This window comes from Synechococcus sp. CBW1108, from assembly GCF_015840335.1.
GTDB lineage: Bacteria > Cyanobacteriota > Cyanobacteriia > PCC-6307 > Cyanobiaceae > Cyanobium_A.
Genome location: NZ_CP060395.1, coordinates 1,281,123 through 1,304,864, shown reverse-complemented (window position 1 = coordinate 1,304,864; position 23,742 = coordinate 1,281,123). Strand labels below are relative to the sequence as shown.

Genomic DNA, 23,742 nt, shown 5'->3' with positions numbered 1-23,742 from the left:
ACATGTGCTCCACGACTCCCTCGGGCTTCGTCACGGCCAGGTCTTCAGCAGCGTGGCCGATGCGTCTGGCTGGCTGATTAGTAGCCGTCGTCACCATGGTGGCGCCGGCTGCCATCGACAGTGCGCCGAGGAGGTTGGGGCTGGCTCGCGAGGATGGCGGGGACGATCCGATGGGCGTGTACGAAAGGTGATGCGGGAAGGCTGGCTGGCGGAGCAGCGGCGGCGGGGGCGGGCCTATCAGCCCCACTTCCAGCGCCGCCAGTTATCTGTGACCTGGCTGGGTGCGCTGCTGGCGCTCTCCCTGCTCGGCCTACTCGGTGCCTGGAGCGGCATGGTGCTGCTGGCGGCGCCGCTGGGAGCCTCCTCGGTGCTGCTGTTCGGCTACCCCGCCAGCCCCCTGGCCCAGCCGCGCAACATCGTGCTCGGCAATCTGCTGGGTGCGCTGGTGAGTGTGGCGGCGGGGGCCTGGCTGGGCCGGGGGCCCTTGGTAATCGCCCTGGCGGTGGGGCTCACGGTTTTGCTCGGTCAGCAGCTGCGCTGCCTGCACCCGCCCGCCGGCGGGCTGGCGTTTCTGGGGGTGGTGCTTGGGCCCACGCCCCTGTTTGTGCTCACCCCCGTGCTCAGCGGCTCGCTGCTGCTGGTGCTGCTGGCGACCGGCTTCAGCCGCTGGGTGAAGGGGGCGCTGCCCTATCCGCACCACTGGCTGTGACCCTCTGGCTGCTGCCGCCCCTGGCCCTGGTGGCCTTTCTCTATGCCACCGTGGGCCATGCGGGCGCCTCCGGCTACATCGCCGTGCTGGCCCTGGCCGGTCTGCCGGCGGAGCAGATCAAGCCGCTTGCCCTGATCCTGAACATCGCGGTGGCGGCCCAGGGCAGTTGGCAGTTCTGGCGAGCCGGCCACCTGCGCTGGCGGCTGTTCTGGCCGGTGTTGCTGGCCGGCCTGCCGGCGGCCTTTCTGGGGGGCTGGCTCGATCTGCCCACCCTCTGGTTTCAGCGGTTGGTCGCAGTGGTGCTGCTGACCTCGGCCCTGCGCTTTCTCCGCCAGCCAGGCGATCCCGAACGCTTGACGCAACCGCCACTGATTCTGCTTGTGCTTAGCGGTGCCGGGCTGGGGCTGCTGGCTGGCCTCACCGGTACCGGCGGCGGCGTGTTCCTCACGCCCCTGCTGTTGTGTTGCAGCTGGGCCTCCACCCGCCAGGCGGCAGCGGTGTCGTCGCTGTTCATCTTCGGCAACTCGCTCAGCGGCCTGGCCGGCCTGCTGCTGGCCCGCCAGCCATCTGGGGCCCTGCTGCCGGCCCTGCCGGCCCAGCTGGGCTGGATGTTGCTGATGGTGCTGCTGGCCGGTGCGGTGGGTTCGCGGCTTGGTAGCCGCCACTGGCCGGTGGCTTGGATCCGTCGCTGTCTGGCCTTGGTGCTGCTGCTGGCCGCCGCGAAGCTCCTGGGTTTCGCGGGCTGATGTTGGCGGTAGCGTTTCAGCATGGTCGCCTCCGCTGCCGAGCGTTTCACGCCGCCCCCCATCCCCTGGCGCCATCCCCTGGCGCTGGAGCCGGCTCCTGAGCTGGGTCCGGGGTTGGATCCCCAGAGGTCTGGGGAAGCCTTGGCGCGTCTGTGCGCCGAACCCGATGTGCAGGCGGTGATCGCCTTTGGTTCGCGGGCCAGGGGTGAGGCACGGCCCGACTCAGATCTGGATCTGGCGGTGATCGTGGGCCAGCCCCAGCTCACGCCGACCGAAAAGATGGCTTGCTGGAAGCGCTTTAACCGAGCGCTGGGCCGGCAGGGAGTGGCTGTCGACCTGGTGGTGGCGGGCAGCGCTGATGCCGAGCGCCTGAGTGGCTCCCGTTGGCACGTGTTCGGCGATGTGGCCCGTGAGGGCCGGGTGCTGTATGTCGCCCGCTGAAGACGCCTTGCTGCTGCTGGCGATTGTGCGTCGCCATCTGCGCAGCCTGGGGCTGACCCTTGACTCTGCCTATCCCGACGAAGACTGGGGCTTCACCGCCCAGCAGGCGGTGGAGAAACTGCTCAAAGCCTGGATTGTGCTGGCCGACCGGCGGCCACCCCGGGTCCACGACCTCGAAGATCTGTTCGCCCTGGCTGGTCAGCAGCTTGATCCCCTGCTGCTTGAGCTGCAGGTGTTTGCGGTGGAGGCCCGCTATGAGCAGGGCCCATTTCCGTTGCCCGCGCCGCGGCAGGAGCTGCTGGCCCTGGTCGAGGCGGAGCTGGAGCGGTGCGAGCGCATGGTGGCGGCGCTGGGCGAATCGGACGCCTGAATTGGCTTAGGCCAACTGACTTGGCCCGGGCCGGTTCACGTTGCGGATGGCACGGGGATCCAATGGCACCGTCTGGTAGGGCAGCGTCGCCAGCCAGCTCTGCAAGCGCCGTTCGCCTCGGCCCACCGCTGCGGCCAGGTGGGCCCGGATCGGGGCGCTGCTCGGATAGAGGCCTAGCAGCGGTTGCAGCCGCTCGCCGTCGTGGGCCAGCTGCAGCCGGATCGGGCTCCCGGTTGCTGCGCCCGCTAGCAGGGCTTGCAGGGCGGCCAGGCTGAGATCCGGCATGTCCACCGGGCAGAGCAACAGGCGCTCGTCTGGGTGGTGTTCCATCAGCCGGTGCAGGGCCAGCAGCGGCCCCTCCCAGGGCGGCGGTTCGGCAATCAGCTCCAGGGCAACGCCGCTCGCTTTGAGCTCGACCTGCAGCGCCTCGGAGCGCTCCAGGTGCGGCCCATGGCGGCTCAACAGGGCGATCGGCGCCTGGAGTTGGGCTAGCAGTAGCAGCGTGCGCTCCAGCCAACTGCCGCCCTCGGGGTGGCTCAGCAGTGCCTTGTCGCAGCCCATGCGCCGGCTGCTGCCGCCACTAATCAGGCAGCAGCGCAGGGGGGCCTGGGGCCGGATCAGTTCCAATGGCGTGGAATCCAATGGCGTGGAACAGCATCGGCTGATCTCGGTAGCGTCAACCACAGAAATGAATCAGACGCTCTGGTGTAGTTGCATCGCGGCTTGCATAAAGCGCCGCCCATCAGGTCTGGCTCAGCGTTCTGAAGCTTCGATCATAATTCCACCTCGACATGCTCGGTGAACTCTGGTCTTTCCAGGGGAGATACAAGACGCTGCATCTCACCTGGTTTGCGTTCTTTCTTACTTTTGTTGTCTGGTTTAACCTGGCGCCGCTGGCGACCACCGTCAAGGCTGATCTGGGCCTCACGGTGCCCCAGATTCGCACCGTTGCAATCTGCAACGTGGCCCTCACCGTACCGGCCCGCATCCTGATTGGAATGCTGCTCGACAAGTACGGGCCCCGCCTCACCTACTCGGCGCTGCTGGTTTTTTCTGCTTTCCCCTGCCTGTTGTTCGCCTTCGCTCAGGATTTCAACCAGCTGGTGGTGGCCCGCCTGCTGCTTTCGATCGTGGGCGCCGGCTTTGTAATCGGCATTCGCATGGTGGCTGAATGGTTCCCGCCCAAGGAGATCGGCCTGGCTGAAGGCATCTACGGCGGCTGGGGCAACTTCGGTTCCGCTTTCTCGGCCCTCACCATGGTCACCCTGGCCGGCTGGCTCTCCTTCGGAGGTGGTTTCGCGGTCGATGGCGTGGTGCTCAACTGGCGCGGGGCCATTGCCCTCTCCGGCATCATCGCCGCCATCTACGGCGTCTTCTACTACCTCAACGTTGAAGACACCCCGCCTGGCCGCACCTACCAGCGCCCCGCCAGGACGGCTGGCCTGGAGGTGACCTCCATGCGGGACTTTTGGGGCCTGATCGGCATGAACGTGCCCTTCGGCGTGATCCTGGCCGTGCTGGCCTGGCGCCTTCAGAAGGTGAAGTTTCTCGATGACACCGGCTTTGCCATCGCCATCGTGCTGGTGCTGCTGTTCTTCGGGTTCCAGACCTGGGGCATCATCCGCACCAACAAGGAGTTGATCGCCGGAACCAAGGTGTATCCCAAGGAGGATCGCTATGAGTTCAAGCAGGTGGCCATTCTCGAGCTCACCTACATCGTGAACTTCGGCTCGGAGCTGGCCGTGGTGTCCATGCTCCCCACCTTCTTCGAAACCACCTTTGACCTGCCTAAGGCCACAGCGGGAATCCTGGCCTCGGCTTTCGCGTTTGTGAACCTGGTGGCACGTCCCGGCGGCGGCCTGCTCTCGGACAAGCTCGGGTCGCGCAAGTCGACGATGGGCTTCCTCACGGTTGGTCTTGGTTTCGGCTATCTGCTGATGGGCATGATCAAGCCCGGAACGTTCGTTGGCTCCGCCGGCATCCTGCTGGCCCTGGTGATCACCATTTTGTGTTCCTTCTTTGTGCAGGCAGGGGAAGGATCCACCTTCGCCATGGTGCCGTTGGTGAAGCGTCGGGTCACAGGCCAGATTGCCGGCATGGTGGGCGCCTACGGCAACGTGGGTGCCGTGGCCTACCTCACCATCTACAGCCTGCTGCCGCTGTGGTTGTCCGGTGCCGCCGATGCCGAACCCACCCCCGCCGTGGTGGCTGCCTCCAACAGTGCCTTCTTCCAGGTTCTGGGTGTGGCTGGTCTGATCGTTGGTTTCCTCTGCTACTTCATGCTGAAGGAGCCCAAGGGATCCTTCGATGAGCTCCACGAAGGAGAAACGGCTGTGGCTTCCCCGCCGCTGGTCTGATCCGGGTCCTCAACCGCATCGCTGATGAGGGGCAGGCCCTGGGTCGGCCCCTTTTTTGTCCGCCTGTTCTCTGAGCTCCATGGCTGCTTCCCCACCAGGCTCGGTGCGCTCCCAGTGCCCCTACTGCGGCGTGGGCTGTGGCCTGGAGTTGCTTCCCCCTGCTGCCAAAAATCAGCCCACCCGGCGCGACGCCGACGGCCTTCCCCTCTGGGGCACCCGGGGGGATCGGCGCCATCCCTCCAGCCTTGGGCAGGTGTGCATCAAGGGGGCCACGGTGTGCGACACCCTGCGCCACGGACGGCTCAGCCAGCCGCTGGCTCGCGCCAGCCTGGATGAGCCCTTCCAGCCGATCAGCTGGGATCAGGCCATCGATAGCATCGTGGCCAGGATCCGCAGCTCCCTGGCCAGCAAGGGCCCCGGTGCGATCGCCATGTATGGCTCCGGCCAGTTTCACATCGAGGACTACTACGTCGCCCAGAAGTTGCTCAAGGGGGCGATCGGCACCAACAACTTCGATGCCAACTCGCGCCTGTGCATGAGTTCGGCAGTGGCGGGCTATGCCCGCAGCCTCGGCTCCGATGGCCCCCCCTGCTGCTACGAGGATCTCGACCACTGCGCCGTGGCCTTCCTGATCGGCACCAACACGGCGGAGTGCCATCCGGTGCTGTTTCAGCGGCTGCTGAAGCGCAAACGGCGCCAGCCCGGCAGCGTCACGATCGTAGTGGTGGATCCCAGGCAGACGGCCACCAGCGACGCGGCCGACCTGCACCTGGCGATTCGCCCCGGCACCGACCTGGTGCTGATGCACGGCCTGGCCCATCTGATGGTGCAGGCGCTCACGATCGACGTGGAGTTCATCGAGGAGTCCACCGAAGGTTTCGCCGCCTATGCCGAACTCCAGCAGGCCTGGACCCCCGAGCGGGTCAGCCGGCTGTGCGGCATCCCTGAGGCGGCCCTGCGGCAGCTGGCCCAGCTCTGGGGCCAGGCCCCCAGCGTGCTCAGCCTCTGGTCGATGGGCCTCAACCAGAGCGTGGAGGGCACCGCCAAGGTGGCGGGCCTGATCAACCTGCACCTGCTCACCGGCCAGATCGGCAAGGTGGGAGCGGGGCCCTTCTCCCTCACCGGCCAGCCCAATGCCATGGGCGGCCGCGAAGCCGGTGGGCTGGCCCACCTGCTGCCGGGCTATCGCACGGTGGTGGATCCCTCCCACCGGGCCGTGGTGGAGGCGGCCTGGCGGTTCGAGGCCGGCGCGATCGATCCCGCGCCTGGCCTCGACGCCTGGCGGCAGGTGGAGGCGATGGAATCCGGTGCCCTTGATCTCTGGTGGGTGGCCGCCACCAATCCCCTGGTGAGCATGCCGAACCTGGAGCGGGTCAAGGCCGCCGTGAGCCGCTGCCCGTTGGTGGTGCTCAGTGATGCCTATGCCGACACCGAGACCGCCCAGTACGCCCACCTGCTGCTGCCTGCGGCCCAGTGGAGTGAAAAGCCCGGGGTGATGGTGAATTCAGAGCGGCGGGTCACCCTGTGTCCGGCCTTTCGGCCGCCCCCCGGCGAGGCCCGCCCCGACTGGCAGGTGTTCGCGGAGGTGGGCCGCAGGCTGGGCTTCGTTGAGTCCTTCAGCTACGGCTCCGCGGCGGAGGTCTACGCCGAGCTGACCGCCCTCACCGCCGGTCGGCTCTGCGATCACTCCGGTCTCAGCCATGCCCTGCTGGCCAGCGAGGGTCCCCAGCAGTGGCCCTTCCCCTGCGGCTCAGCTCCCAGCCAAGAGCCCCGGCGCCTGTACACCGACCACCACTTCCCCACCGCCAGTGGTCGGGCCCGCTTCATCGCCGAGCAGCCCATGGGCCTGGCGGAGCCTCCCAGCGACGGGTATCCACTGGTGCTCACGGTGGGCCGTTACTTGGGCCAGTGGCACACCATGACGCGCACCGCCAAGGTGCCTCGCCTCAACGCCCTGCATCCTGAGCCCTTGCTCGAGATTCACCCCGAGGATGCCGGCCCCCTCGGCCTGGAGGATGGCTCCATGGCCGAGATCCGCTCCCTGCGTGGCACGATCACGGCCCGGGCGACGGTGACCGAGCGCATCCGACCGGGCACCGTGTTTCTGCCGATGCACTGGGGCTTCATGCAGGAGCAGGCCTGTGAGGCCAACGCCCTGCTGCACGAGCAGGCCTGCCCGATCTCCAGGCAGCCCGAACTCAAGGCCGCCGCCGTGGCCGTCGCCAGGGTTCAGGAGGTGGCCCCGGTCGGGGCAAACAGCTCCACCAGCGCCGCTGGCAGGTTGTGATGGTCGTGGCCGGGGCGGGCCAGCTTGCAGAGAGCAAACCGCTCCAGCTCCGAGAGACCATTCCACTGGTCAGGCCCCAGCCCATAGCCCAGCTCTGCGGCTGAGCTGCTCACCTCAGCGGGGGGCTCTCCAGGGTGTTGCCAGGGGGCTTCGCGGGGGATGGGCAGGGAGGTGACCCCGCCGTCCGCCATGGCCGCCGTGCTCTGGCGCAGCTCGGCCGCCAGGGCCGCCAGGTCGTCGGGGCCGTCACGCCAGAGCACGAGCTGATCCCGCTGGCTTTCCGTGAGGGCCAGCCAGTGGTTGAGCCGCAGTTTCACACCGCAGAGATCGAGCTTGCGGCGTAGGCAGAGGGGAATGCAGCGCCAGTTCCCGACGAAGTCGCGCTCGAAGCCGAAGCAGTGGGAGCAAGGATGGGAGCCTTCAGGAAGCATCGTGTCTCCACTGGATCAGGGCACGCAGCTGATCCAGCAGCGCTCCGCTCTGGACCAGATCTGTGGCGCGGGCCACGCCTGCAGCCAGATCCTGGCAGACACCGCCATACCAGAGATAGGCCCCGGCATTCCAGATCAGGGCGGTGGCCAGGGGCCCCTGGCCACCCAGAGCGGCCAGGGCCTGCTCGCGCCAGGTCTCTAGATTCTGCCAGAGGGCATCGTGGTCGTAACAGCCGTGGTCGCGCGGGTGAAGGATCAGGCGCTCCCCATCACCTCCCTGGGCCCGGGCCGTGATGCAGGCGCGGCTGATCGGCAGGTCGGTGCTGCCCTCGAGGCCTTTCACCGTGATGGCCATCGCCTCGCCGGCCAGTTCCAGGGCCTTCCAGGCCCGGCTTTCGGTGGGGGGATGCACGAAGCCGCTCACCAGCAGGTGGGGGCCCTGATGGGCGGTCCAGAGCAATTCGAGGCTGGCCACGGGGGGGCGCTTGCCCAGGTCGTCGCGGATCGGCGTGAGGCTCTCCGCCAGCGGGAAGTGGTCCGGTTGGTGCACCAGGGCCAGGCGGTGCTGCGTCAGCCCTGCCTGCACCGTGGTCAGGTCCAGCCCCTGCAGCTCCAGCCCCAGGGCGGCGAACAGCTCGATGGCCGGCACGCCATATTTCACCGGCATGCGCCCCCCCCCCTGCAGTACCACGGGCAGCCCGGCCGCACTCAGGGCCAGGGCGGTGAGCGGGTAAATGGGGGCCGTGCGGGTGCGGCCGTCAAAGGGCATGCTGAAGCAGAGGGCAGGCTCGGCGCTGTGCAGGCTCGGCCCCAGGCGCCGGTAGACATCCAGCATTCCGGCCAATTCCTGGGGCTCGGGCCGACGGATCCGATGGGCGATCAGAAAGGCGCCGATCTGGGCCGGCGTGGCCTCTTCGTTCAGCATCAGTTCCATCGCATGGCCGGCCTCCTCCCGGCTCAGCCCCCGGCTGGTGTGCTCGCCACTGCCCACCTTCTGCAGATAGTGCTTGAAACGCTCCCGGCCAGACAGAAGCTCGGCAGCAGGGGCATGGCCGTTCAGTCCGGTCTCAGGCGAGGCGTTGGGCAGGGTGCCGGTAGGGAGCGCCATCTAGGGCTGAGGGGAGGGGGCAGCGTGGGCCGCACGAACTGCATGGTCGAGAACTCCATGCTGTCACCAGTGATCGTCCAGCGTGCGCCCCACCGAACAAAGGCCAGAACGGAAAAGAAGTATCAACCGACACGGAAGACATCCTGAAGATTGGCGCCGGAACCAGGCGGCTTCGGTTCGGTACCAACCGCTGCATCCCGATGGCCCCCTGGCTGGAGACAGTCGATCCTGAGACCTGGGTGCGCCGATGCGATTTGCTGCCTGCTGCGGGCTTCTGCTCGGATGCCTGCATGGTCTGGTGAGCCTTGAGCTGCGGCCCAACAGCGTCGTTGAGGCGCCTGGATCAGCTCTGGTGGGGGCCTGGAGCCCTGCCCCCCCAGCCGGCGCCCGCTTCTGAATCCCCTCATCCAGCTTCGATACTGGAGTTTGTTCTTCGGCAGCTCCGCCATGGCCACTCCGCTGCAGACCACCCGTAGCGCCAGCTCCCCCCTCGGCGTCGCCCTCGCCTTCGTCGGCATGTTTGTGGTGGGGTCCCTGGGAGTTCAACTGCTGGCCGGTCTGCTACGCGACGCGGCGCCTGCCGCTTCCGCCGGGCGAGCCGCCTCGGTGGTGGCCCATCCCGCCACCCTCTGGAGTGCCCTGGGGGAGCGCTGAAGCCAGCCAGGTCAGGGATAACAGATCCGTAACGACCACGACACCCGGTCCTGCCCCGCGCCTGCAAGATCAGTGAAGGTCTGTGATTGCAGATCCCAGCTCATCTCGAAGGGGAGCCGCAGCGCCATGGCGCTGCCCTCCCATTCCGGACAACGCATCCCTCATTGGCGTTCACCGGCTCCATCCCCTCCCGATCCCGGGGCTGAGCTTGGTGGTGCCATGGGGTCACGTTCACGGCCGCGTTGTCTGGGCGTGTACTAGCGCGCCGTGTACCTTTTCCATGAGCTCTTCCAGCACCCCCGCTGCGCCTGCCCCCAGCTCCGGCCTCACCAAGGTGGAGCAGGCCAAGGCCGATCTCTGCGGCCTCGATCTGCAACCCCAGCTGGCTGAGCTGGCCGCCGCGGGCTGGGACAGCCTCGACGAGGCCACCCTCACCATCCGGCTGAAGTGGATGGGCATCTTCTTTCGGCCCGTCGCCCCCGGCCGTTTCATGCTGCGGCTGCGACTCCCGAACGGCGTGGTTAGCGCTGAGCAACTGGTGCTGCTCGCCGAGGCGGTGGATCGTTGCGGCGAGCACGGCAGCGCCGACATCACCACCCGCCAGAACCTGCAGCTGCGGGGCCTGCTGTTCGAGGACATGGCGCCGCTGTTGGAGGCCATGGAGCGGGTGGGCCTAACCAGTCGCCAGTCGGGACACGACAACCCGCGCAACATCACCGGCAACCCCCTGGCCGGCATCGATCCCGAGGAGATCGTCGACACGCGTCCCCTCGTGCAGGCGATTCAGGCGCGGCTGTTCCAGCCGGATGGCCCCCGCAACCTGCCGCGCAAGTTCAACGTGGCCGTCGGCGGTGCTCCCGACAGCTTCCTGCTCCACAACGACCTCGCCTTCCTGCCCGCCCATCACGCCGGCGAGCTCGGCTTCACCGTGATGGTGGGCGGCTTCTTCTCAGCCCAGCGCAACGAACTCGCCATCCCGCTCGGCCTGTGGCTGCGGGCTGATCAGCTGCCTGATTTTGCCCTCACGGTGCTGTTGCACTTCGAGCAGAACGGCAATCGCAAGCTGCGCAACAAGAGCCGGCTGATGTATCTGATCGATGATCTGGGGCTTGAGACCTACAGGGACACGATCAAGGCGGCCTATGGGGCGTTGGCCGGCGGCGAGGCGATGGCCTCGCTCCAGCCCCACGACGGCACGCACCTGGTGACACGGGCCCCCCGGGATGGCCTCGGCTGGAATGCCCAGGCCCAGGAGGGGCTCGGCTGGATGGGCCTGCACGTGCCGATGGGCCGTCTCGATGCCGAAGGGATGCTGGCCCTGGCCGGTCTGGCCCGGCAGTACGGCAGCGGTGAACTGCGGCTCACCGAGGCCCAGAACGCCCTGATCGTCAACGTGCCGGAAGCCAGCCAGGAGGCGCTGTTGGCCGAGCCGCTGCTGCAGCGCTTCCGCCCCGATCCCGGCCACCTGCAGGCCGAGGCTGTGAGCTGCACCGGCAACGCCTACTGCAGTTTTGCCCTGATCCCCACCAAGAGCACGGCCCAGGAGCTGGTGGAGGAGCTGGAGCGGCGGGTGGAGCTGCCCCATGGGGTGCGCACCCACTGGACCGGTTGTCCCAACGCCTGCGGCCAGCCCTACATGGGTCAGATCGGCCTGATGGGAGCCAAGACCCGCAAGGACGGCGAGATGGTGGAAGCCGTGAAGATCTTCCTCGGCGGCTCCATGGACGCCGACCCGAGGCTGGCTGAGCTGCATGACAAGGGTGTGCCTCTCAGCGACCTACCGGACGTGATGGAGCAGCTGCTGGTGGACCGCTTCGGAGCTCGCCGCCGCGAATAGGCAGCCAGCTGATCAGGGTGGTGGTGGTAAGAACACCAGCGGGCTGGAATCCAGTGGTTACCTACCCAGCACACCTCGCGAGCTGATTGCCCTGGCCCCTGTTGAGCCCCAACTAATGCCGGCGGATCTGCCACCGATGGGCTGCGCGGATCGCTGGTCCTGGCTGCAAAGGTTGCGCCACCAGCCTGAGCTGGTTGCCGAAGACTGGCTGGCGGCGCTGGAGGCTGGAGTTCTGGGGGCAGACCAGGATCTTTTGGCCGTCCTGGCGGAGCGCCTGGATCCTCCGGCCCAGTTGCGAATGCTGCGCTGGTGGCGCCAGCAGGCCAAGCCCGATCCCGCCTTACCCGCCCAGGTGCTGCGCCACCTGGATGGGGCCAGTGCTGCCTGGTTGCTGGAGCAGCTGGCCGCTGGCCCGGCTGCCCTTGCTGCGGAGTTGCCCCCCGCTGTGGCGGCGGCCCTGCTTCCCTTGCTGGGTCACCAGCGCCAGCGTCAGGCCTGGCCGGTGCTGCAGGCCTGGTTGCAGGCGCCGATTGCCAGGCACCTGCGGCGCTCAGCGCTGGAGGGGGTGGCCCGGGGCCTGTCGGTGTGGCCCCGGGCCCAGCTGCGGGTTGTGCTCAGCGCCCTCGCCGCCGGTCTGGATACCCAGCTGGCTGCCACAGCGGTGGATCTGCTGGCCCGTCTGCCCGGCGCCCGCCGGGCCCTGGTGCCCCTGGGCCTTCGCCAGCTGGATCCCCAGGTGGCGGAGCGCCTTGGTCGCCGCCTCGCGGCCATCCCCGCCCGGCCTCTGCTGCTGGTGGTGCATGGCCGCATGGGCGGGGGGCTGCCGGCTGAGTTGGTGGCCCTGGCTGCCGAACTGGAGCGCCGCCGCGGGGCGCCCGTGCGCCTGCAGGCCCTCAGCGCTTTGGCGCCGCCGGCGCCCCAGGAGCTGCTGCTGGGCGATCTGGGCGATCAGCCGCTCACCCTGGTGCCCTTGCTGCTGCTGCCGGGCGGCCATGTGCGCCACGACCTGCCGGCGATCGCGCGCCATTGGGCTGGGTTTGCGCGACTGCAGCGCATCCCCTTTCTGGGGGCCTGGCCCCGCTGGCAGGCGGCGCTGGCTGTGGAGCTGGCGGGGTTGGGCCCCAGGGATTCCCAGGGCTTCGCTGTGCCCCTGCTGTTGCACCATCCCCTCGAGGGCCCCCTGGCAGGGCGATATCTGGCCACCCTGGAACGGCGCACCGGTTGCCGTTGTCTGGCCACTCCATACAGTGCAGAGCACCTCGCCGAGCTGCAGCTGTCCCTCTCCGCCCCGGCGCTGCCCCTGGTTCTGGCGGCCAATCGGCTCACCGACCAGCTTGCCGATCAGGTGGGTCCGCCGCTGCTGCAAAGGCCGCTCCTGCACCAGCTGCTGCTGGCCGAACTGGAGGCCCTGCCATGAGTACCGCCCCCCAGCCCGGCACTGTCCCCCAGCCAGGCACTGTGTATCTGGTGGGGGCGGGCCCGGGCGATCCCGAGCTGCTCACCCTCAAGGCCCATCGCCTGCTTCAGCAGTGCGATGCCCTCGTCTACGACTCCCTGGTGCCCAAGGCCCTGTTGGATCTGGTGCCGGCGGGCTGTGAGCGCCGCTTCGTGGGCAAGCGCCGCGGCCACCATTCGGTGCCCCAGCCCAGTACCAATGCGGTGCTGGTCGAGCTGGCCGGCCGCTGCCGTTTGATCGTGCGGCTCAAGGGCGGCGATCCCTTTCTGTTTGGCCGCGGCGGCGAGGAGGCGGCCCATCTGGCGGCCCGGGGCATCCCGGTGCAGGTGGTGCCCGGCGTGACGGCTGGCATTGCGGCGCCCGCCTACGCCGGCATTCCGGTGACCCACCGGCGGGCCGGCTCCAGCGTCACCTTTGTGACCGGCCATGAGGAGATCGACAAGCAGCGTCCGGGGGTCGACTGGCGTGGCTTGGCCCGCTGCAGCGACGGCCTGGTGATCTACATGGGCCTGCACAACCTGCGCCGCATCGCCGAGGAATTGATGTTGGGGGGCCTGGCCGCTGACACGCCGGCGGCAGTGATCCAGCAGGGCACGGTGGTGGGCCAGCGCCTGTTGCTCAGCCCCCTGGGCGAACTGGCCGACCGGGCTGAAGCAGAGGCGTTTGCCTCCCCCTCGATCGTGCTGGTGGGCCAGGTGGTGGCCCAGCGGGTGGCCGCCTGCAGTCCCGCTCCAGCTGCCGTGGAGATGCCGATTCCCTTTTGAGGGTCAGATCTGAGGGGGCAGGGCTTCGGGTCACTGGCGGAACTGGCCCGTGGTTCGGCTGTTTCAGTAGTGGTTGAAACGGTTGCTAGGCCGGATTGTTCGTTTCACTGAAGCTTCTCAAGCCAGCCCCCGTGCCGGACCTAATGACTGCGTTCATGCCCAAGCCGGCTCCGATGTTTGAGTTGATCCCCTACGAGAAGTTCCGGGATACCCCGGCGGTGCGCTTTTTTGACATCACCGTCGCCGCATCGAATGCCCGCGACCTGGTGATCCATGCCGGCCCGGCCATCAGCCCCCCTGACGAGGAGAAGACCGGCGCCTGGCAGTTTTATCTGCACCCCCACCAGGAGGACAACCTGCTGGCCCTCCACGGCGGCCGCACCTTCTACCTGGTGAATTTCGGCTGGAATTACCCCTATCACATAGTTCGCCTGGAAACCGGTGGCGACATCCTGCGCATTCCCCCGGGCACCTTCCACCGCTCCGTTTCCGACCCGGATGGCTCAGTGGTGCTCAACCAGGCCGTGCGCGAGGAGGGTGCCAGCGTGCAGCGGGAATTCCGCGTCTACAACAGCCGCCGCATCCCGCGCCTGTTTGCCACCACCTTCAAAACGGCGCCCCTGCCCAAGTTGCACGGGGTCAGCTGGTAGCTCTAGAGGCGCAGATCGAGGCTGCAGGATCCCGGATCTGGGCCGCGCAGGCTTGGCCCCTTACCCCTGGGCTCCCCGGGCTGGTCGGCGATGGGCCCAAAGCCCTGCTCCTCCCGCTCTAGCCGCCAGGCCTGCAGCCTGGTGCCGCTGGCGGCATCGCTCAGTACCAGCTCTAGGGGCACATCCACCGGCAGGCAGGGATGCAGGCAGGGGAACAGGGCCTCCTGGCGGTAGCGCACGGCCAGCGGCCCCTGCTCCTCTGGAGCTGGCAGGGGCACGGCTCTGCCCTGCAGTTCCAGCCGGAAGCGGCGGCGGAAGTCGGGGCTGGTGATCAGTTCGAAGCGCCGCAGGGAGCTGTCCACGAAGCGGCTGGTGCTGCCCCCCTCCACCGGCGTGTCGCAGAGCAGGGGCCAGGGTTCGAGGGCCTGGCGGATCGTCAGCTCTGCAGCCCCCTCCTGCCAGTGCAGCAGCTGTGGGAAGCGCCACTGCCAGATCTCCGCAAAGGGTTTGGGATCGAGCGCCAGGCCCGCAGCGGCGAGCTCGGCCAGCACCTGCTCCAGATCGCTCCAGAGCTGGCTGGGGAGTAGGAGCCTGTCGTGCAGGGCTGGGCCCCAGTCACGCAGTTGGCTGGGGCGATGGGCGGGCTCGAGCAGATGCACGGCCAGGGCGCGCCAGAGCAGGGCGACGGCGTTGGTCCAGCCGGGTTCAGGCAAGGACTCCAGGGCCCGAAATTCCAGTAGTCCCTGGCAGCCGGCGGTCCAGGCCGGGTTCCAGAACTTGTCGAGGCTGATCTCGCTGCGGTGGGTGTTGCCGCTGCGGTCGGCGTGCAGGTGGCGCAGGGTTTCGCCGATCGCCACCCGCTGGTCCCCCGGGGGCAGGTGCTCGAGGGCCCGGTGGGCCAGTTCCAGGTCCAGCAGGCTGGCGGAGCCCTCATCGGTTCGGGGTGCCTGGGAAGCCGGGCCGACGCTGCGGCCGCTGAACAGATAACCCAGGCATGGGTGGTGCTGCCAGTAGCGCAGGATTCCCACTAGCCAGGCAGGTCGGGCAAAGAAGGGGTTGGTCTCCAGGCTCGGCCCCCCCAGCAGCAGGTGGTTGCCGCCGCCGGTGCCCTCGCGGCGCCCGCCCTGCTCCCGCCAACAGCGCAGGCCCACGGCCGCGGCGGCCTGCTCCAGCAGCAGGATCCAGTCGGCATAGTCCTGCCAGCTGGGGCACACCGGCAGGTTCACCTCCAGCACGCCGGGGTCGGCCGTCAGGCCCAGCACCTGCCAGTGGCCGCTGCAGTCCACCGGCAGCACGCCGCTGAGCTCCGGCCGCTGCCAGGCGCTGCTGTGCCGGGCGATCAGCTGCAGCAGCTGTTCCAGGGGCTCCCGGGCCAGGGGTGGCAGAAACAGTCCCCAGCCCTCCCCGTCGAGCTCCAAGGTGAGCACCTGGCGCAGGCCCTGCTCAGGGAAGTGCTGCAGGGGCAGGCGCAGCCCGGCCGGGCCCTGGGCTGCGCTGAGCTGGCGCAGGGGCTTGGCCAGCGGCCAGTTGAGCGAATGCCAGCGGCCCTGCTCGCAGCTCAACGGTATGGCCCAAATCCGCCGCTCGGCCTGGAGGGGGTCCCGCAGGGCCAGGGGGTGCAGGCGGCAGCCGAGCCCCTTGCCGAGTTTCGCCAAAAATTTCAGCGCCTGGCTTTTTCTGGGCACCGCGGCTGGGTTCGGGCTAGGCCAGAGCGCCAGGGGGTCGCCGTCGCCGCCGCGGATCAGCCGTAGGGCCCAGCGGGGATTGACTTCGCCGTCGTAGCGCTTGCCGGGGCAGTAGAGCAGGGTGCTGTCGGGCCAGGCCCGACGTTGCAGCTCCTTGGCCAGGGCCCTGGCATAGCCGAGCTTGGTGGGGCCATCGGCGGCCACGTTCCACTCCGCCCCATCCGGTTCTAGGGGCACCAAGGTTGGCTCCCCTCCCATGGTGAGCTGCACGCCGGCCTGGCGCAGGCGTTGTTCGATCACCTCAGCAGGACCTGGGATGGCCTCAGCAGGGACTGGGATCGCTTCAGACACGGCTGGCTCGGGCTCAGAGGGGATGGGGAACCTCAGGGGCCCCGGACGACTCATGAATTGTCGACTCTTGGATTGCCGACTCCTGGATTTCAGCCTCGATGCTCCAGCTCATTTTGCTCTCCACGCCGTTGGGGCCGGAGAAGCTGCCGGTGACCGCCGCCGTCAGCTCCGGCTTGGAGGAGGTGGCCAGGGGGATGTAGCGGTCGTCGATGATGCCGCTGCCGCTCGGGTCAAAGCCCCGCCAGCCGGCACCGGGGAGGTAGACCTCGGCCCAGGCATGCAGGTCGTAAATCTCAGGTTTCGGTTCCACCAGGTGGTAACCGCTGACAAAACGGGCCGGCAGGCCGACGCAGCGGCAAGCCTCGACCATCAGCATCGCCAGGTCGCGGCAGGAGCCCACCCGCTCCTTGAGGGTCCGGCCGGCGGGCCAGGCCGGACCCACGTGCCTCTGGGTGTACTTGACCCGGTCCTGGATGATCTCCACCAGCTGCTGCAGGAACATCAGGGCCCGCTGATCGCTGCCCATCAGCGCCTCCTGGGCCACGTCCACCGCGGCTGGATCGTGCTGTCCATTGGGCAGCCAGCCCTCCAGGCTGCCGGCCAGATCCCCGTTGAGGTGGCCCACGGGGTAGGGCAGCAGGGGTTCGTTGCCCTCCAGGCAGGCCTGCAGCAGGGGGGGCGTTTCGGTTTCCACCAGGCTGCTGGCCCGCACACTGAAGGCTTCGCAGGGTCCGTTGAAGCGGGCCCGGATGATTTCATCGCCGCTGGCGGCCACCAGGGGGTACTGGCGTCCGGGCTGGGGGCTGATCGTCAGCTGGAAATCCAGCAGGCGCTGGAAACCCTGGCCCCTGGGTTTGAGGCAGAAGCGGTGGGGGCCAAGCAGCACGGGTGCGCTGTAGCTGTAGGTGAAGGTGTGGATTACGCGGGCACGCATGCGGAGTCGGCGATGAAGTAGCGCTGCTCGACCAGATCATGGAGCCGGTTGAGATCGCTTTGCAGATCGTCGATCGACTCGTGCAATCCCCCGGCGATCAGCTCGTCGATGCTCGTGTAGCTCCAGCGGGCCAGGGTGAGACCGCTGAGGCATTCGAGCTCATCGGGGGCACCTGGCACGGCCTGGCCCCGCACGATGCGCAGGGTTTCGTTGATGCGCTCCAGGCAGTAGCGCACCGACCGGGGAAAGATCGGATCCAGTAGGAGAAAGGCGGCCACGGCTTTCGGTTCGATCGCCTGCTGCTGGGACTGGCGGAACATCTGATAGGCCCCGGCACTGCGCAGCAGCGAGATCCACTGCAGTTCATCCAGCACACCGCCGACCTCATCCGGGGAGGGCAACAGCAGAAAGTATTTGACATCGAGGATGCGGGTGGTCTTGTCGGCCCTCTCCAGCAGTCGGCCCAGCCGGCTGAAGTGCCAGGAGAGGTCACGGCTGAGGGTGGCATCGGTGATGCCATAGAAGAGCTGGCAGGCCCGACGGATGTCCCGCAACTGCTCCTGGGGCTGCTGTTTCCAGAAGCCTTCGCTGTCAAGCAGGGTCCAGTAGATGTCGTTGAGCTGCTCCCACATCTCGGTGGTGATCACGTCGCGGATCTGGCGTGCGTTTTCCCGGGCGATGGCGATGCAGTTGGCCACGCTGTGGGGGTTGGCTTCTGCCCGCACCAGAAACTCCACCACCTGCTCGGGCCCGCCGGCCGGATAGAGCCGATCAAACAACTCCCGATCGCCACTGGCATCGATCAGGGGCAGCCAGGGCTCGGCGCTGCCGGGAGGGCAGTCGAGGGCCATGGCCTCACTCACCTCGACGAAGCGGGAGATGTTCTCAGCCCGCTCTACATAGCGGTTGATCCAGTACAGCGAATCGGCGACGCGGCTCAGCATGGTTGCTCGGCCACGATCCAGGTGTCCTTGCAGCCTCCCCCTTGGGAGGAGTTCACCACCAGGGATCCCCGGCGCAGGGCCACCCGGGTGAGGCCACCGGGGCTGACCCAGGCGCCCCGGCCGCGCAGCACGTAGGGCCGCAGGTCAACGTGGCAGGGGAACAGTTCACCCTCGCTCAACGACGGCACGGTGGAGAGCTCCAGGGTGGGCTGGGCGATGTAATTGCGCGGATCAGCCTGGATTTTGGCATCGAATTCGGCGATCTCCTCCGGGCTGGCATGGGGGCCGATCAGCATGCCGTAACCGCCGGCCTCAGCCACCGCCTTGACCACCAACTCGCCCAGGTGGGCCAGCACATAGGCCCGGTCTTCCTGGCGGGAGCAGAGGTAGGTGGGCACATTTTCGATGATCGGCTCCTCGCTTAGGTAGTAGCGAATCATCTCCGGCACGTAGGCATAGATCAGCTTGTCGTCGGCGACGCCGGTGCCGGGGGCATTGGCGATCGCCACCCGACCGGCCCGGTAGGCCGCCATCAGGCCCCGCACCCCCAGCATTGAATCGCTGCGGAATACTGCCGGATCGAGGAAGTCGTCATCGATGCGCCGGTAGATCACATCCACGGGCTCCAGGCCAGCCGTGCTGCGCATCCACACCCGCTCGTCCTGGCAGATCAGGTCGCGACCCTCGACCAGCTGGATGCCCATCTGCTGGGCCAGGTAGCTGTGCTCGAAGTAAGCGCTGTTGAAAACCCCCGGGGTGAGCAGCACCACCTTGGGGGTATCGGTCCAGTGGGCCAGCTCCCGCAGGGTCTGCAGCAGGCGGGAGGGGTAATCGTCGATCGGTTGCACCGTGCGTCCTGAGAACAGGCTCGGGAACATCCGCTTCATCACGCGGCGATTTTCCAGGAAGTAGGCCACGCCGGAGGGGCAGCGCAGGTTGTCCTCCAGCACCCGCCAGGCTCCCTGGCCGTCGCGCACCAGATCCAGGCCGGAGATGTGGCACCAGCGGCCCAGGGGCGGCTTGAAGCCCTGCAGCTGGGGCCGCCAGCCCTGGGAGCTCTCCACGTCTTCCCTGGGGATCAGGCCATCGCGCAGGATTTGCTGGGGGCCATAGACGTCGGCCAGAAAGAGGTCTATCGCCTCCAGGCGCTGCAGCAGGCCCTCCTCCAGCCGCTGCCAGTCGTCGTTGCTGATCAGCCGGGGCAGGGGATCAAAGGGCAGGATCCGCTCCCCCCCCTGGCTGCCGGAATCGTTGAGGCGAAAGGTGGCCCCCAGCCTCCGCAGGAGCACTCCGGCGGCGGCATGGTTGCGGTTGAGTTCGTCGAGGCCCAGCTGACCCAGGGAGGAGACCAGGGGCCTCAGGGCGCTGCGGGGCTGGTCGGCGGCGCTGAAATATTCGTCGTAGCCCTTGTTGGGTTTGTATTCCGTGAACATGGATCACCCCCTCGACGTGGCGGGATCATGTCCAGCCGGCGGGGTTATCGCCGGTGTGTATTGATACGGAAGCCCGGCTACAGCAAAAAGTAGCGCTGGGCCATCGGCAGCACCTCGGCTGGTTCGCAGCTGAGCAGCACCCCATCGGCAAACACCTCATAGGTCTGGGGGTCTACCTCAACCTTCGGCAGGGCCGTGTTGTTTTTCATTGAGGCCTTGCCGATGTTGCCGCGGGTGTTGGTCACGGGCACGCAGGGGCGTTTCAGGCCCAGCTGGCGGGGGAGGTCGGCATCGAGGGCTGCCTGGCTCATGAAGGTGAGGCAGCTAGGGGCCAGGGCGGCTCCAAAGGCGGCAAACATCGGCCGGCCGTGCACCGGCCCGGGGGTGGGGATCGAGGCGTTGGCATCCCCCATCTGGGCCCACACGATCGAGCCGCCTTTGATCACCAGCTCCGGCTTCACGCCGAAAAAGCCCGGCTTCCACAGCACCAGATCGGCCAGCTTGCCCACCTCCACCGAACCGATCTGGGAATCGAGCCCGTGGGCGATGGCCGGGTTGATCGTGGTTTTGGCTATGTAGCGCTTCAAGCGGGTGTTGTCGTTGCGGCCTCCACTGGAGGCGGAGTCTTCGGGCAGGGCGCCGCGCTGCAACTTCATCTTGTGGGCGGTCTGGAAGGTGCGGGTGATCACCTCGCCCACCCGGCCCATGGCCTGGGAGTCGCTGGCAATGATCGAGAAGGCGCCCAGGTCGTGGAGGATGTCTTCGGCGGCAATCGTTTCGCGGCGGATGCGCGATTCGGCGAAGGCCACGTCCTCCGGGATGCGTGGATCCAGGTGGTGGCACACCATCAGCATGTCGAGGTGCTCCTCGAGCGTGTTGCGGGTGTAAGGGCGGGTGGGGTTGGTGCTGCTGGGCAGCACGTTGGCCTCGCCGCAGATTTTGATGATGTCGGGGGCGTGGCCGCCGCCGGCTCCCTCGGTGTGGAAGGTGTGGATCGTGCGGCCGCCGATGGCGCGGATCGTGTCTTCCACAAAGCCCGCCTCGTTGAGGGTGTCGGAGTGGATGCACACCTGCACGTCAAAGCGGTCGGCCACCGTGAGGCAGCAGTCGATCGCGGCTGGGGTGGTGCCCCAGTCTTCGTGGAGCTTGAGGCCGCAGGCGCCGGCGCGCACCTGCTCTTTGAGGGCCTCGGGGCTGGAGGCATTGCCCTTGCCGTAGAAGCCGAGGTTCACCGGCAGCCCCTCGGCGGCCTGCAACATGCGGGCCAGGTGAAAGGCGCCCGGGGTGCAGGTGGTGGCGTTGGTCCCGGTGGCCGGGCCGGTGCCGCCCCCCAGCAGGGTTGTTACACCGCTGGCCAGGGCCGTTTCAATCTGCTGGGGGCAGATGAAGTGGATGTGGGTGTCGATTGAACCGGCGGTGAGGATGTGGCCCTCGCCGGCGATCGCTTCGGTGCCCGGGCCCACCACGATCGTCACGCCCGCTTGGGTGTCGGGGTTGCCGGCCTTGCCGATGGCGCAGATGCGGCCGTCGCGCAGGCCGATGTCGGCCTTGACGATCCCCCACCAATCCAGGATCAGGGCGTTGGTTACAACTGTGTCCACGGCGCCTTCAGCGCGGGAGGTCTGGCCCTGGCCCATGCCGTCGCGGATCACCTTGCCGCCGCCAAATTTCACCTCATCGCCGTAGACGGTGAAATCCTTTTCCACCTCCAGAAATAGTTCGGTGTCGGCCAGGCGCAGCCGATCGCCGGTGGTGGGGCCGTAGGTCTCGGCGTAGGCGCGGCGGGAGATGCGGTATGGCATGTAAAAAAAGGGTTAATCGAGCGGGCCGTTGACCAAGCCGTTGAAGCCGAAGATGCGGCGCTCGCCGGCGAAGGGCACCAGCTGTACCTCGCGGCTGTCGCCGGGCTCGAAGCGAATAGCCGTGCCGGCGGGAATGTCGAGCCGCAGGCCGCGGGCCGCGTCGCGGTCGAACTCCAGGGCGCTGTTGGCCTCAAAGAAGTGGAAGTGGGAGCCCACCTGCACGGGCCGATCGCCCGTGTTGGCCACCAGCAGCGTTGTCACGGGCCGGCCGGCGTTGAGCACGATCTCGCCGGGTTCGGGCAGCAGTTCACCAGGGATCAGGGGGGGCATGGCGGATCGGGGTTGGGGGGCAGCGATCAGCGGATCGGGTTGTGCAGGGTCACAAGCTTGGTGCCGTCGGGAAACATCGCCTCGATCTGTACTTCGCTCACCAGCTCCGCCACCCCCTCCATCACCTGTTCACAGCTCAGCCAGGTGCTGCCCTCGGCCATCAGGGCGGCAACGGTCTTGCCGTCGCGGGCGCCCTCGATCACTTGAAAGCTGAGCCAGGCCACCGCCTCAGGGTGGTTGAGCCGCAGGCCGCGGTTGAGCCGCCTCTCTGCCAGCAGGGCGGCGGTGACAATCAGCAGCTTGTCCTTTTCCTGGGGGGTTAGGTGCATGGCCCAACTTTGGCAGCTTTAGGGCGCCTTGACCCGTTCAGCCTGAACCCAAGGGCTGTTCCTGGAAGGGCCATACCCGGGGCAATTCCGGGGCGCAGAGGCCCCGTGCGGCCCGGATCCGGGCCCATAGCCTGGTGAACCAAAACCGGGCCGCCTGACTGGACGGGCCGCGGTAGCGGGCGATTAGGCCTTGGTCTAGGGCGCCGCAGGCCATCTCGCCCTCCAGGCCCTGGCGGTCGCTGCGGCAGTCGGCCAGCAGCTGGGCCAGGGCAGCGGCCCCCAGGGGCTGCGGCGCTGCCCACACCAGCGATCCCAGCACCGGTTGGCCGGCCATGCCGTGTTCTGCTGCGAGTTGGGCGCCGCTGATTTCCAGGGGATCCACCAGCTCCCAGCGGCGGCCTTCGGGGCCGCGGCGGCAAATCTGCAGCCGTGAACGCCAGCACCCCTGGCCCAGGGTTTCGCCGGCGGCGCTGCGGCCCAGCCGCACGACGTCCATGCCCAGCCAGCTGGCCCCCGCTGCTAGCTCCACCGTGAGGTTCTGCTCCAGCAGTCCGCCGGCAAACAGCACCAACTCCTGGGGCAGCCATTCCAGGTCGCTGCCGGCTTCAAGGCTGAAGTGCAGGCTCTGCCGGGCCCACTGGCCCTGCGGCACCAAACGGGAGCGCCCCACCGTGCCGTAAACCTTCTGGGCCGCCACGCTGGTGATCAGGGCCTGGCTGCCTGGGGCGAGGTGGGCCCGCAGCGTGAGTTGGTCGCCCCCCACCAGGCCGCCGGCGGTGTGCAGGAGGGGCAATTCGCAGCGGCCGTCTGCCTGGGGGTAGGCCCGTTGCAATTTCAGGGGGGAGGTGGCCCAGCCCTGGTGCACAGTTGCAGTCGGCTCCCCCGGACTGCCCTGCCGGGCCGTGAACTCCAGCTCAGCGGCGCCGTGCCAGCGGCCTGCCGCAATGGTGTTGGGATGATTCACCAGGCATGCTGTTTAAAGACCATGGTGCACCCGGCGATGGCCAGCTCTGAGCCTGCTGACCGGCCGTTGGTGCTGCGTGAGCGCGGGCTGGCCGCCAGCCCGGGGGCCGTTCCTGGCTTGGTGCTGGCCCTTTCGGCGGCGGAGCGCACCCAGCTGCGGGGTTTGCGTTGCACTGCCTGTGGCAGGCAGGTGCTGCTGCAGCTGCCCCGGGGGGCAGCCCTGCAGCCCGGTGAGTGGCTGGCCGCCACGGCTGCCGAACCGCTGGTGCAGGTGCGGGCGGCGCTGGAGGAGCTGATGCAGGTGCGCAGCGCCGATCCCCTGGCCCTGCTCCAGGCCGCCTATCACCTCGGCAATCGCCATGTGGCGATGGAGATCAGGGCTGGTGAACTGCGCCTGCTCGCCGATTCTGTGCTGGCCCACCTGCTGGAGCATCGCGGTCTGCAGGTGGGCCAGCTGCAGGCCCCCTTTCAGCCCGAGTCCGGTGCCTACGGCTCCGCCCACGGCCACAGCCAAAGCCATGACCACTAGCCGGCTGCGCTTGTTTCAACTGATCAGCCCGGCGCTGCCGGTGGGGGCCTTCAGTTATTCGGAGGGTGTGGAGGTGCTGGTGCAGCGCGGGCTTTTGCTGGATGGGGCTGGGGTGAGGCGCTGGTTGGAGGCCGAGCTGCAGCGCGGCACCCTGGCGCTGGAGGCGGCGAGCCTGCCGGGCTTGCTGCTGGCTGAGGTGGCCGAATTGCGCGAGCGCGACAGCTGGTTGCTGGCCCTGCGGGAGGCGGCCGAGGTGCGCGCCCAGCAGCGTCAGATGGGGGCGTCGCTGCTGGGGCTGCTGGCCGATCTGGGCTTCAATCCGCCCGCCTTGAACCTGGCCTGGCCAGCAGCCTTTGCCCTGGCGGGCCGCGCCCTGGAGGTTGCTGCCACCGAGCTGGTGGAGGCCTACTTGTATGGCTGGGTGGCAAACCAGCTCAGTGCGGCCTTGCGGCTGGTGCCCCTAGGACCCACCGAGGCCCAGCGCCTACAGCTGGGCCTGGCGCCTTTGATTGCCGAGCGGGCCCTGGAACTGGCGGCTGCCGATCCAGATCAGCTCTGGAGCGGTGGTGTGGGTGCGGGTCTGGCCCAGTTGCGCCACGCCGAGCTGTACTCCAGGCTGTTTCGCAGCTGAG

25 protein-coding genes are annotated in these 23,742 nt (G+C 68.0%); 14 read left to right on the top strand and 11 right to left on the bottom strand.

Features of this window, described 5'->3' with window-relative positions; all coding sequences use genetic code 11:
• The first annotated feature begins 190 nt into the window (after window positions 1-190).
• The 4 genes from H8F27_RS07000 to H8F27_RS06985 are packed head-to-tail and all read left to right on the top strand — an operon-like array spanning window position 191 to window position 2,266.
• On the top strand, window positions 191-709 hold the full coding sequence (locus H8F27_RS07000) for an HPP family protein (protein ID WP_197152553.1): 519 nt from the start codon (window positions 191-193) through the stop codon (window positions 707-709).
• Window positions 706-1,455: a sulfite exporter TauE/SafE family protein gene (locus H8F27_RS06995; protein ID WP_197152551.1), complete on the top strand. Its 750-nt coding sequence runs from the start codon at window positions 706-708 to the stop codon at window positions 1,453-1,455. The genes H8F27_RS07000 and H8F27_RS06995 overlap by 4 nt, the downstream gene beginning before the upstream one ends.
• A 21-nt stretch (window positions 1,456-1,476) precedes the next feature.
• Window positions 1,477-1,896 (top strand): nucleotidyltransferase family protein, encoded by a 420-nt coding sequence (locus tag H8F27_RS06990; RefSeq protein ID WP_197152550.1) that lies wholly within the window; start codon window positions 1,477-1,479, stop codon window positions 1,894-1,896.
• Window positions 1,883-2,266, top strand: a complete 384-nt coding sequence (locus tag H8F27_RS06985; RefSeq protein WP_197152548.1) for a HEPN domain-containing protein — start codon at window positions 1,883-1,885, stop codon at window positions 2,264-2,266. The genes H8F27_RS06990 and H8F27_RS06985 overlap by 14 nt, the downstream gene beginning before the upstream one ends.
• A 6-nt stretch (window positions 2,267-2,272) precedes the next feature.
• Here the strand turns inward: H8F27_RS06985 and H8F27_RS06980 are convergent, their stop codons facing one another.
• On the bottom strand, window positions 2,273-2,908 hold the full coding sequence (locus tag H8F27_RS06980; protein WP_231596571.1) for a molybdenum cofactor guanylyltransferase: 636 nt from the start codon (window positions 2,906-2,908) through the stop codon (window positions 2,273-2,275).
• Between the two features lie 149 nt (window positions 2,909-3,057).
• On the opposite strand from H8F27_RS06980, the gene H8F27_RS06975 reads away from it, so the two are divergent.
• The gene (locus H8F27_RS06975; RefSeq protein ID WP_197152546.1) at window positions 3,058-4,623 is read left to right on the top strand and encodes a NarK family nitrate/nitrite MFS transporter; all 1,566 of its coding nucleotides are present in this window, start codon (window positions 3,058-3,060) and stop codon (window positions 4,621-4,623) included.
• Between the two features lie 79 nt (window positions 4,624-4,702).
• Complete coding sequence (locus tag H8F27_RS06970; RefSeq protein ID WP_197152544.1) at window positions 4,703-6,910, top strand: molybdopterin oxidoreductase family protein; 2,208 nt, start codon at window positions 4,703-4,705, stop codon at window positions 6,908-6,910.
• Here the strand turns inward: H8F27_RS06970 and H8F27_RS06965 are convergent.
• Entirely contained in the window at window positions 6,853-7,341 is a 489-nt protein-coding gene (locus H8F27_RS06965) for a nitrate reductase associated protein (protein WP_197152543.1), read from the bottom strand. The genes H8F27_RS06970 and H8F27_RS06965 overlap by 58 nt on opposite strands.
• A complete protein-coding gene (locus H8F27_RS06960; RefSeq protein WP_197152542.1) occupies window positions 7,331-8,449 on the bottom strand; it encodes an anthranilate phosphoribosyltransferase family protein in 1,119 nt (372 codons plus the stop codon). The genes H8F27_RS06965 and H8F27_RS06960 overlap by 11 nt, the downstream gene beginning before the upstream one ends.
• A gap of 247 nt (window positions 8,450-8,696) precedes the next feature.
• On the opposite strand from H8F27_RS06960, the gene H8F27_RS06955 reads away from it, so the two are divergent.
• The 6 genes from H8F27_RS06955 (at window position 8,697) to H8F27_RS06930 (ending at window position 13,810) form a co-directional block, all read left to right on the top strand.
• Window positions 8,697-8,846 carry a hypothetical protein gene (locus H8F27_RS06955; RefSeq protein WP_197152541.1) on the top strand — a complete coding sequence of 50 codons (150 nt, stop codon included), beginning with the start codon at window positions 8,697-8,699 and terminating at the stop codon, window positions 8,844-8,846.
• A 50-nt stretch (window positions 8,847-8,896) separates the two neighbouring features.
• Window positions 8,897-9,103 carry a hypothetical protein gene (locus tag H8F27_RS06950; protein ID WP_197152540.1) on the top strand — a complete coding sequence of 69 codons (207 nt, stop codon included), beginning with the start codon at window positions 8,897-8,899 and terminating at the stop codon, window positions 9,101-9,103.
• Window positions 9,104-9,383: 280 nt separating this feature from the next.
• Entirely contained in the window at window positions 9,384-10,940 is a 1,557-nt protein-coding gene (locus H8F27_RS06945; RefSeq protein ID WP_197152539.1) for a ferredoxin--nitrite reductase, read from the top strand.
• Between the two features lie 115 nt (window positions 10,941-11,055).
• A complete protein-coding gene (locus H8F27_RS06940) occupies window positions 11,056-12,357 on the top strand; it encodes a CbiX/SirB N-terminal domain-containing protein (protein WP_197152538.1) in 1,302 nt (433 codons plus the stop codon).
• Window positions 12,354-13,160 carry a uroporphyrinogen-III C-methyltransferase gene (cobA, locus tag H8F27_RS06935; protein ID WP_197152537.1) on the top strand — a complete coding sequence of 269 codons (807 nt, stop codon included), beginning with the start codon at window positions 12,354-12,356 and terminating at the stop codon, window positions 13,158-13,160. Before H8F27_RS06940 ends, cobA begins: the two co-directional genes overlap by 4 nt.
• A gap of 173 nt (window positions 13,161-13,333) precedes the next feature.
• Window positions 13,334-13,810: a redox protein gene (locus H8F27_RS06930; RefSeq protein ID WP_197152535.1), complete on the top strand. Its 477-nt coding sequence runs from the start codon at window positions 13,334-13,336 to the stop codon at window positions 13,808-13,810.
• A gap of 2 nt (window positions 13,811-13,812) precedes the next feature.
• Here H8F27_RS06930 and H8F27_RS06925 read toward each other — a convergent pair whose 3' ends face one another.
• The 8 genes from H8F27_RS06925 to H8F27_RS06890 all read right to left on the bottom strand — a co-directional run bounded on the left by H8F27_RS06925 (window position 13,813) and on the right by H8F27_RS06890 (window position 22,582).
• A complete protein-coding gene (locus H8F27_RS06925) occupies window positions 13,813-15,846 on the bottom strand; it encodes a transglutaminase family protein (protein WP_231596570.1) in 2,034 nt (677 codons plus the stop codon).
• A 13-nt stretch (window positions 15,847-15,859) separates the two neighbouring features.
• Window positions 15,860-16,780, bottom strand: coding sequence for a transglutaminase family protein (locus H8F27_RS06920; RefSeq protein WP_197152532.1), 921 nt, complete (start codon window positions 16,778-16,780; stop codon window positions 15,860-15,862).
• On the bottom strand, window positions 16,765-17,724 hold the full coding sequence (locus H8F27_RS06915) for an alpha-E domain-containing protein (protein ID WP_197152530.1): 960 nt from the start codon (window positions 17,722-17,724) through the stop codon (window positions 16,765-16,767). Before H8F27_RS06915 ends, H8F27_RS06920 begins: the two co-directional genes overlap by 16 nt.
• Window positions 17,718-19,157 carry a circularly permuted type 2 ATP-grasp protein gene (locus H8F27_RS06910; RefSeq protein ID WP_197152528.1) on the bottom strand — a complete coding sequence of 480 codons (1,440 nt, stop codon included), beginning with the start codon at window positions 19,155-19,157 and terminating at the stop codon, window positions 17,718-17,720. The genes H8F27_RS06915 and H8F27_RS06910 overlap by 7 nt, the downstream gene beginning before the upstream one ends.
• A 77-nt stretch (window positions 19,158-19,234) precedes the next feature.
• Window positions 19,235-20,959 carry an urease subunit alpha gene (gene ureC / locus H8F27_RS06905; RefSeq protein WP_197152527.1) on the bottom strand — a complete coding sequence of 575 codons (1,725 nt, stop codon included), beginning with the start codon at window positions 20,957-20,959 and terminating at the stop codon, window positions 19,235-19,237.
• Window positions 20,960-20,971: 12 nt separating this feature from the next.
• Window positions 20,972-21,289: an urease subunit beta gene (locus H8F27_RS06900; RefSeq protein ID WP_197152525.1), complete on the bottom strand. Its 318-nt coding sequence runs from the start codon at window positions 21,287-21,289 to the stop codon at window positions 20,972-20,974.
• 26 nt (window positions 21,290-21,315) lie between these two features.
• Window positions 21,316-21,618, bottom strand: coding sequence for an urease subunit gamma (locus H8F27_RS06895; protein WP_197152517.1), 303 nt, complete (start codon window positions 21,616-21,618; stop codon window positions 21,316-21,318).
• A 37-nt stretch (window positions 21,619-21,655) separates the two neighbouring features.
• Entirely contained in the window at window positions 21,656-22,582 is a 927-nt protein-coding gene (locus H8F27_RS06890; RefSeq protein WP_370594475.1) for an urease accessory protein UreD, read from the bottom strand.
• A gap of 36 nt (window positions 22,583-22,618) precedes the next feature.
• Between H8F27_RS06890 and ureE the strand changes: the two genes are divergently transcribed.
• Together ureE and H8F27_RS06880 are read left to right on the top strand one after the other, a co-directional pair.
• A complete protein-coding gene (ureE, locus tag H8F27_RS06885) occupies window positions 22,619-23,110 on the top strand; it encodes an urease accessory protein UreE (RefSeq protein ID WP_197152515.1) in 492 nt (163 codons plus the stop codon).
• The gene (locus tag H8F27_RS06880; RefSeq protein WP_197152513.1) at window positions 23,100-23,741 is read left to right on the top strand and encodes an urease accessory protein UreF; all 642 of its coding nucleotides are present in this window, start codon (window positions 23,100-23,102) and stop codon (window positions 23,739-23,741) included. Before ureE ends, H8F27_RS06880 begins: the two co-directional genes overlap by 11 nt.
• Window position 23,742 lies beyond the last annotated feature (1 nt).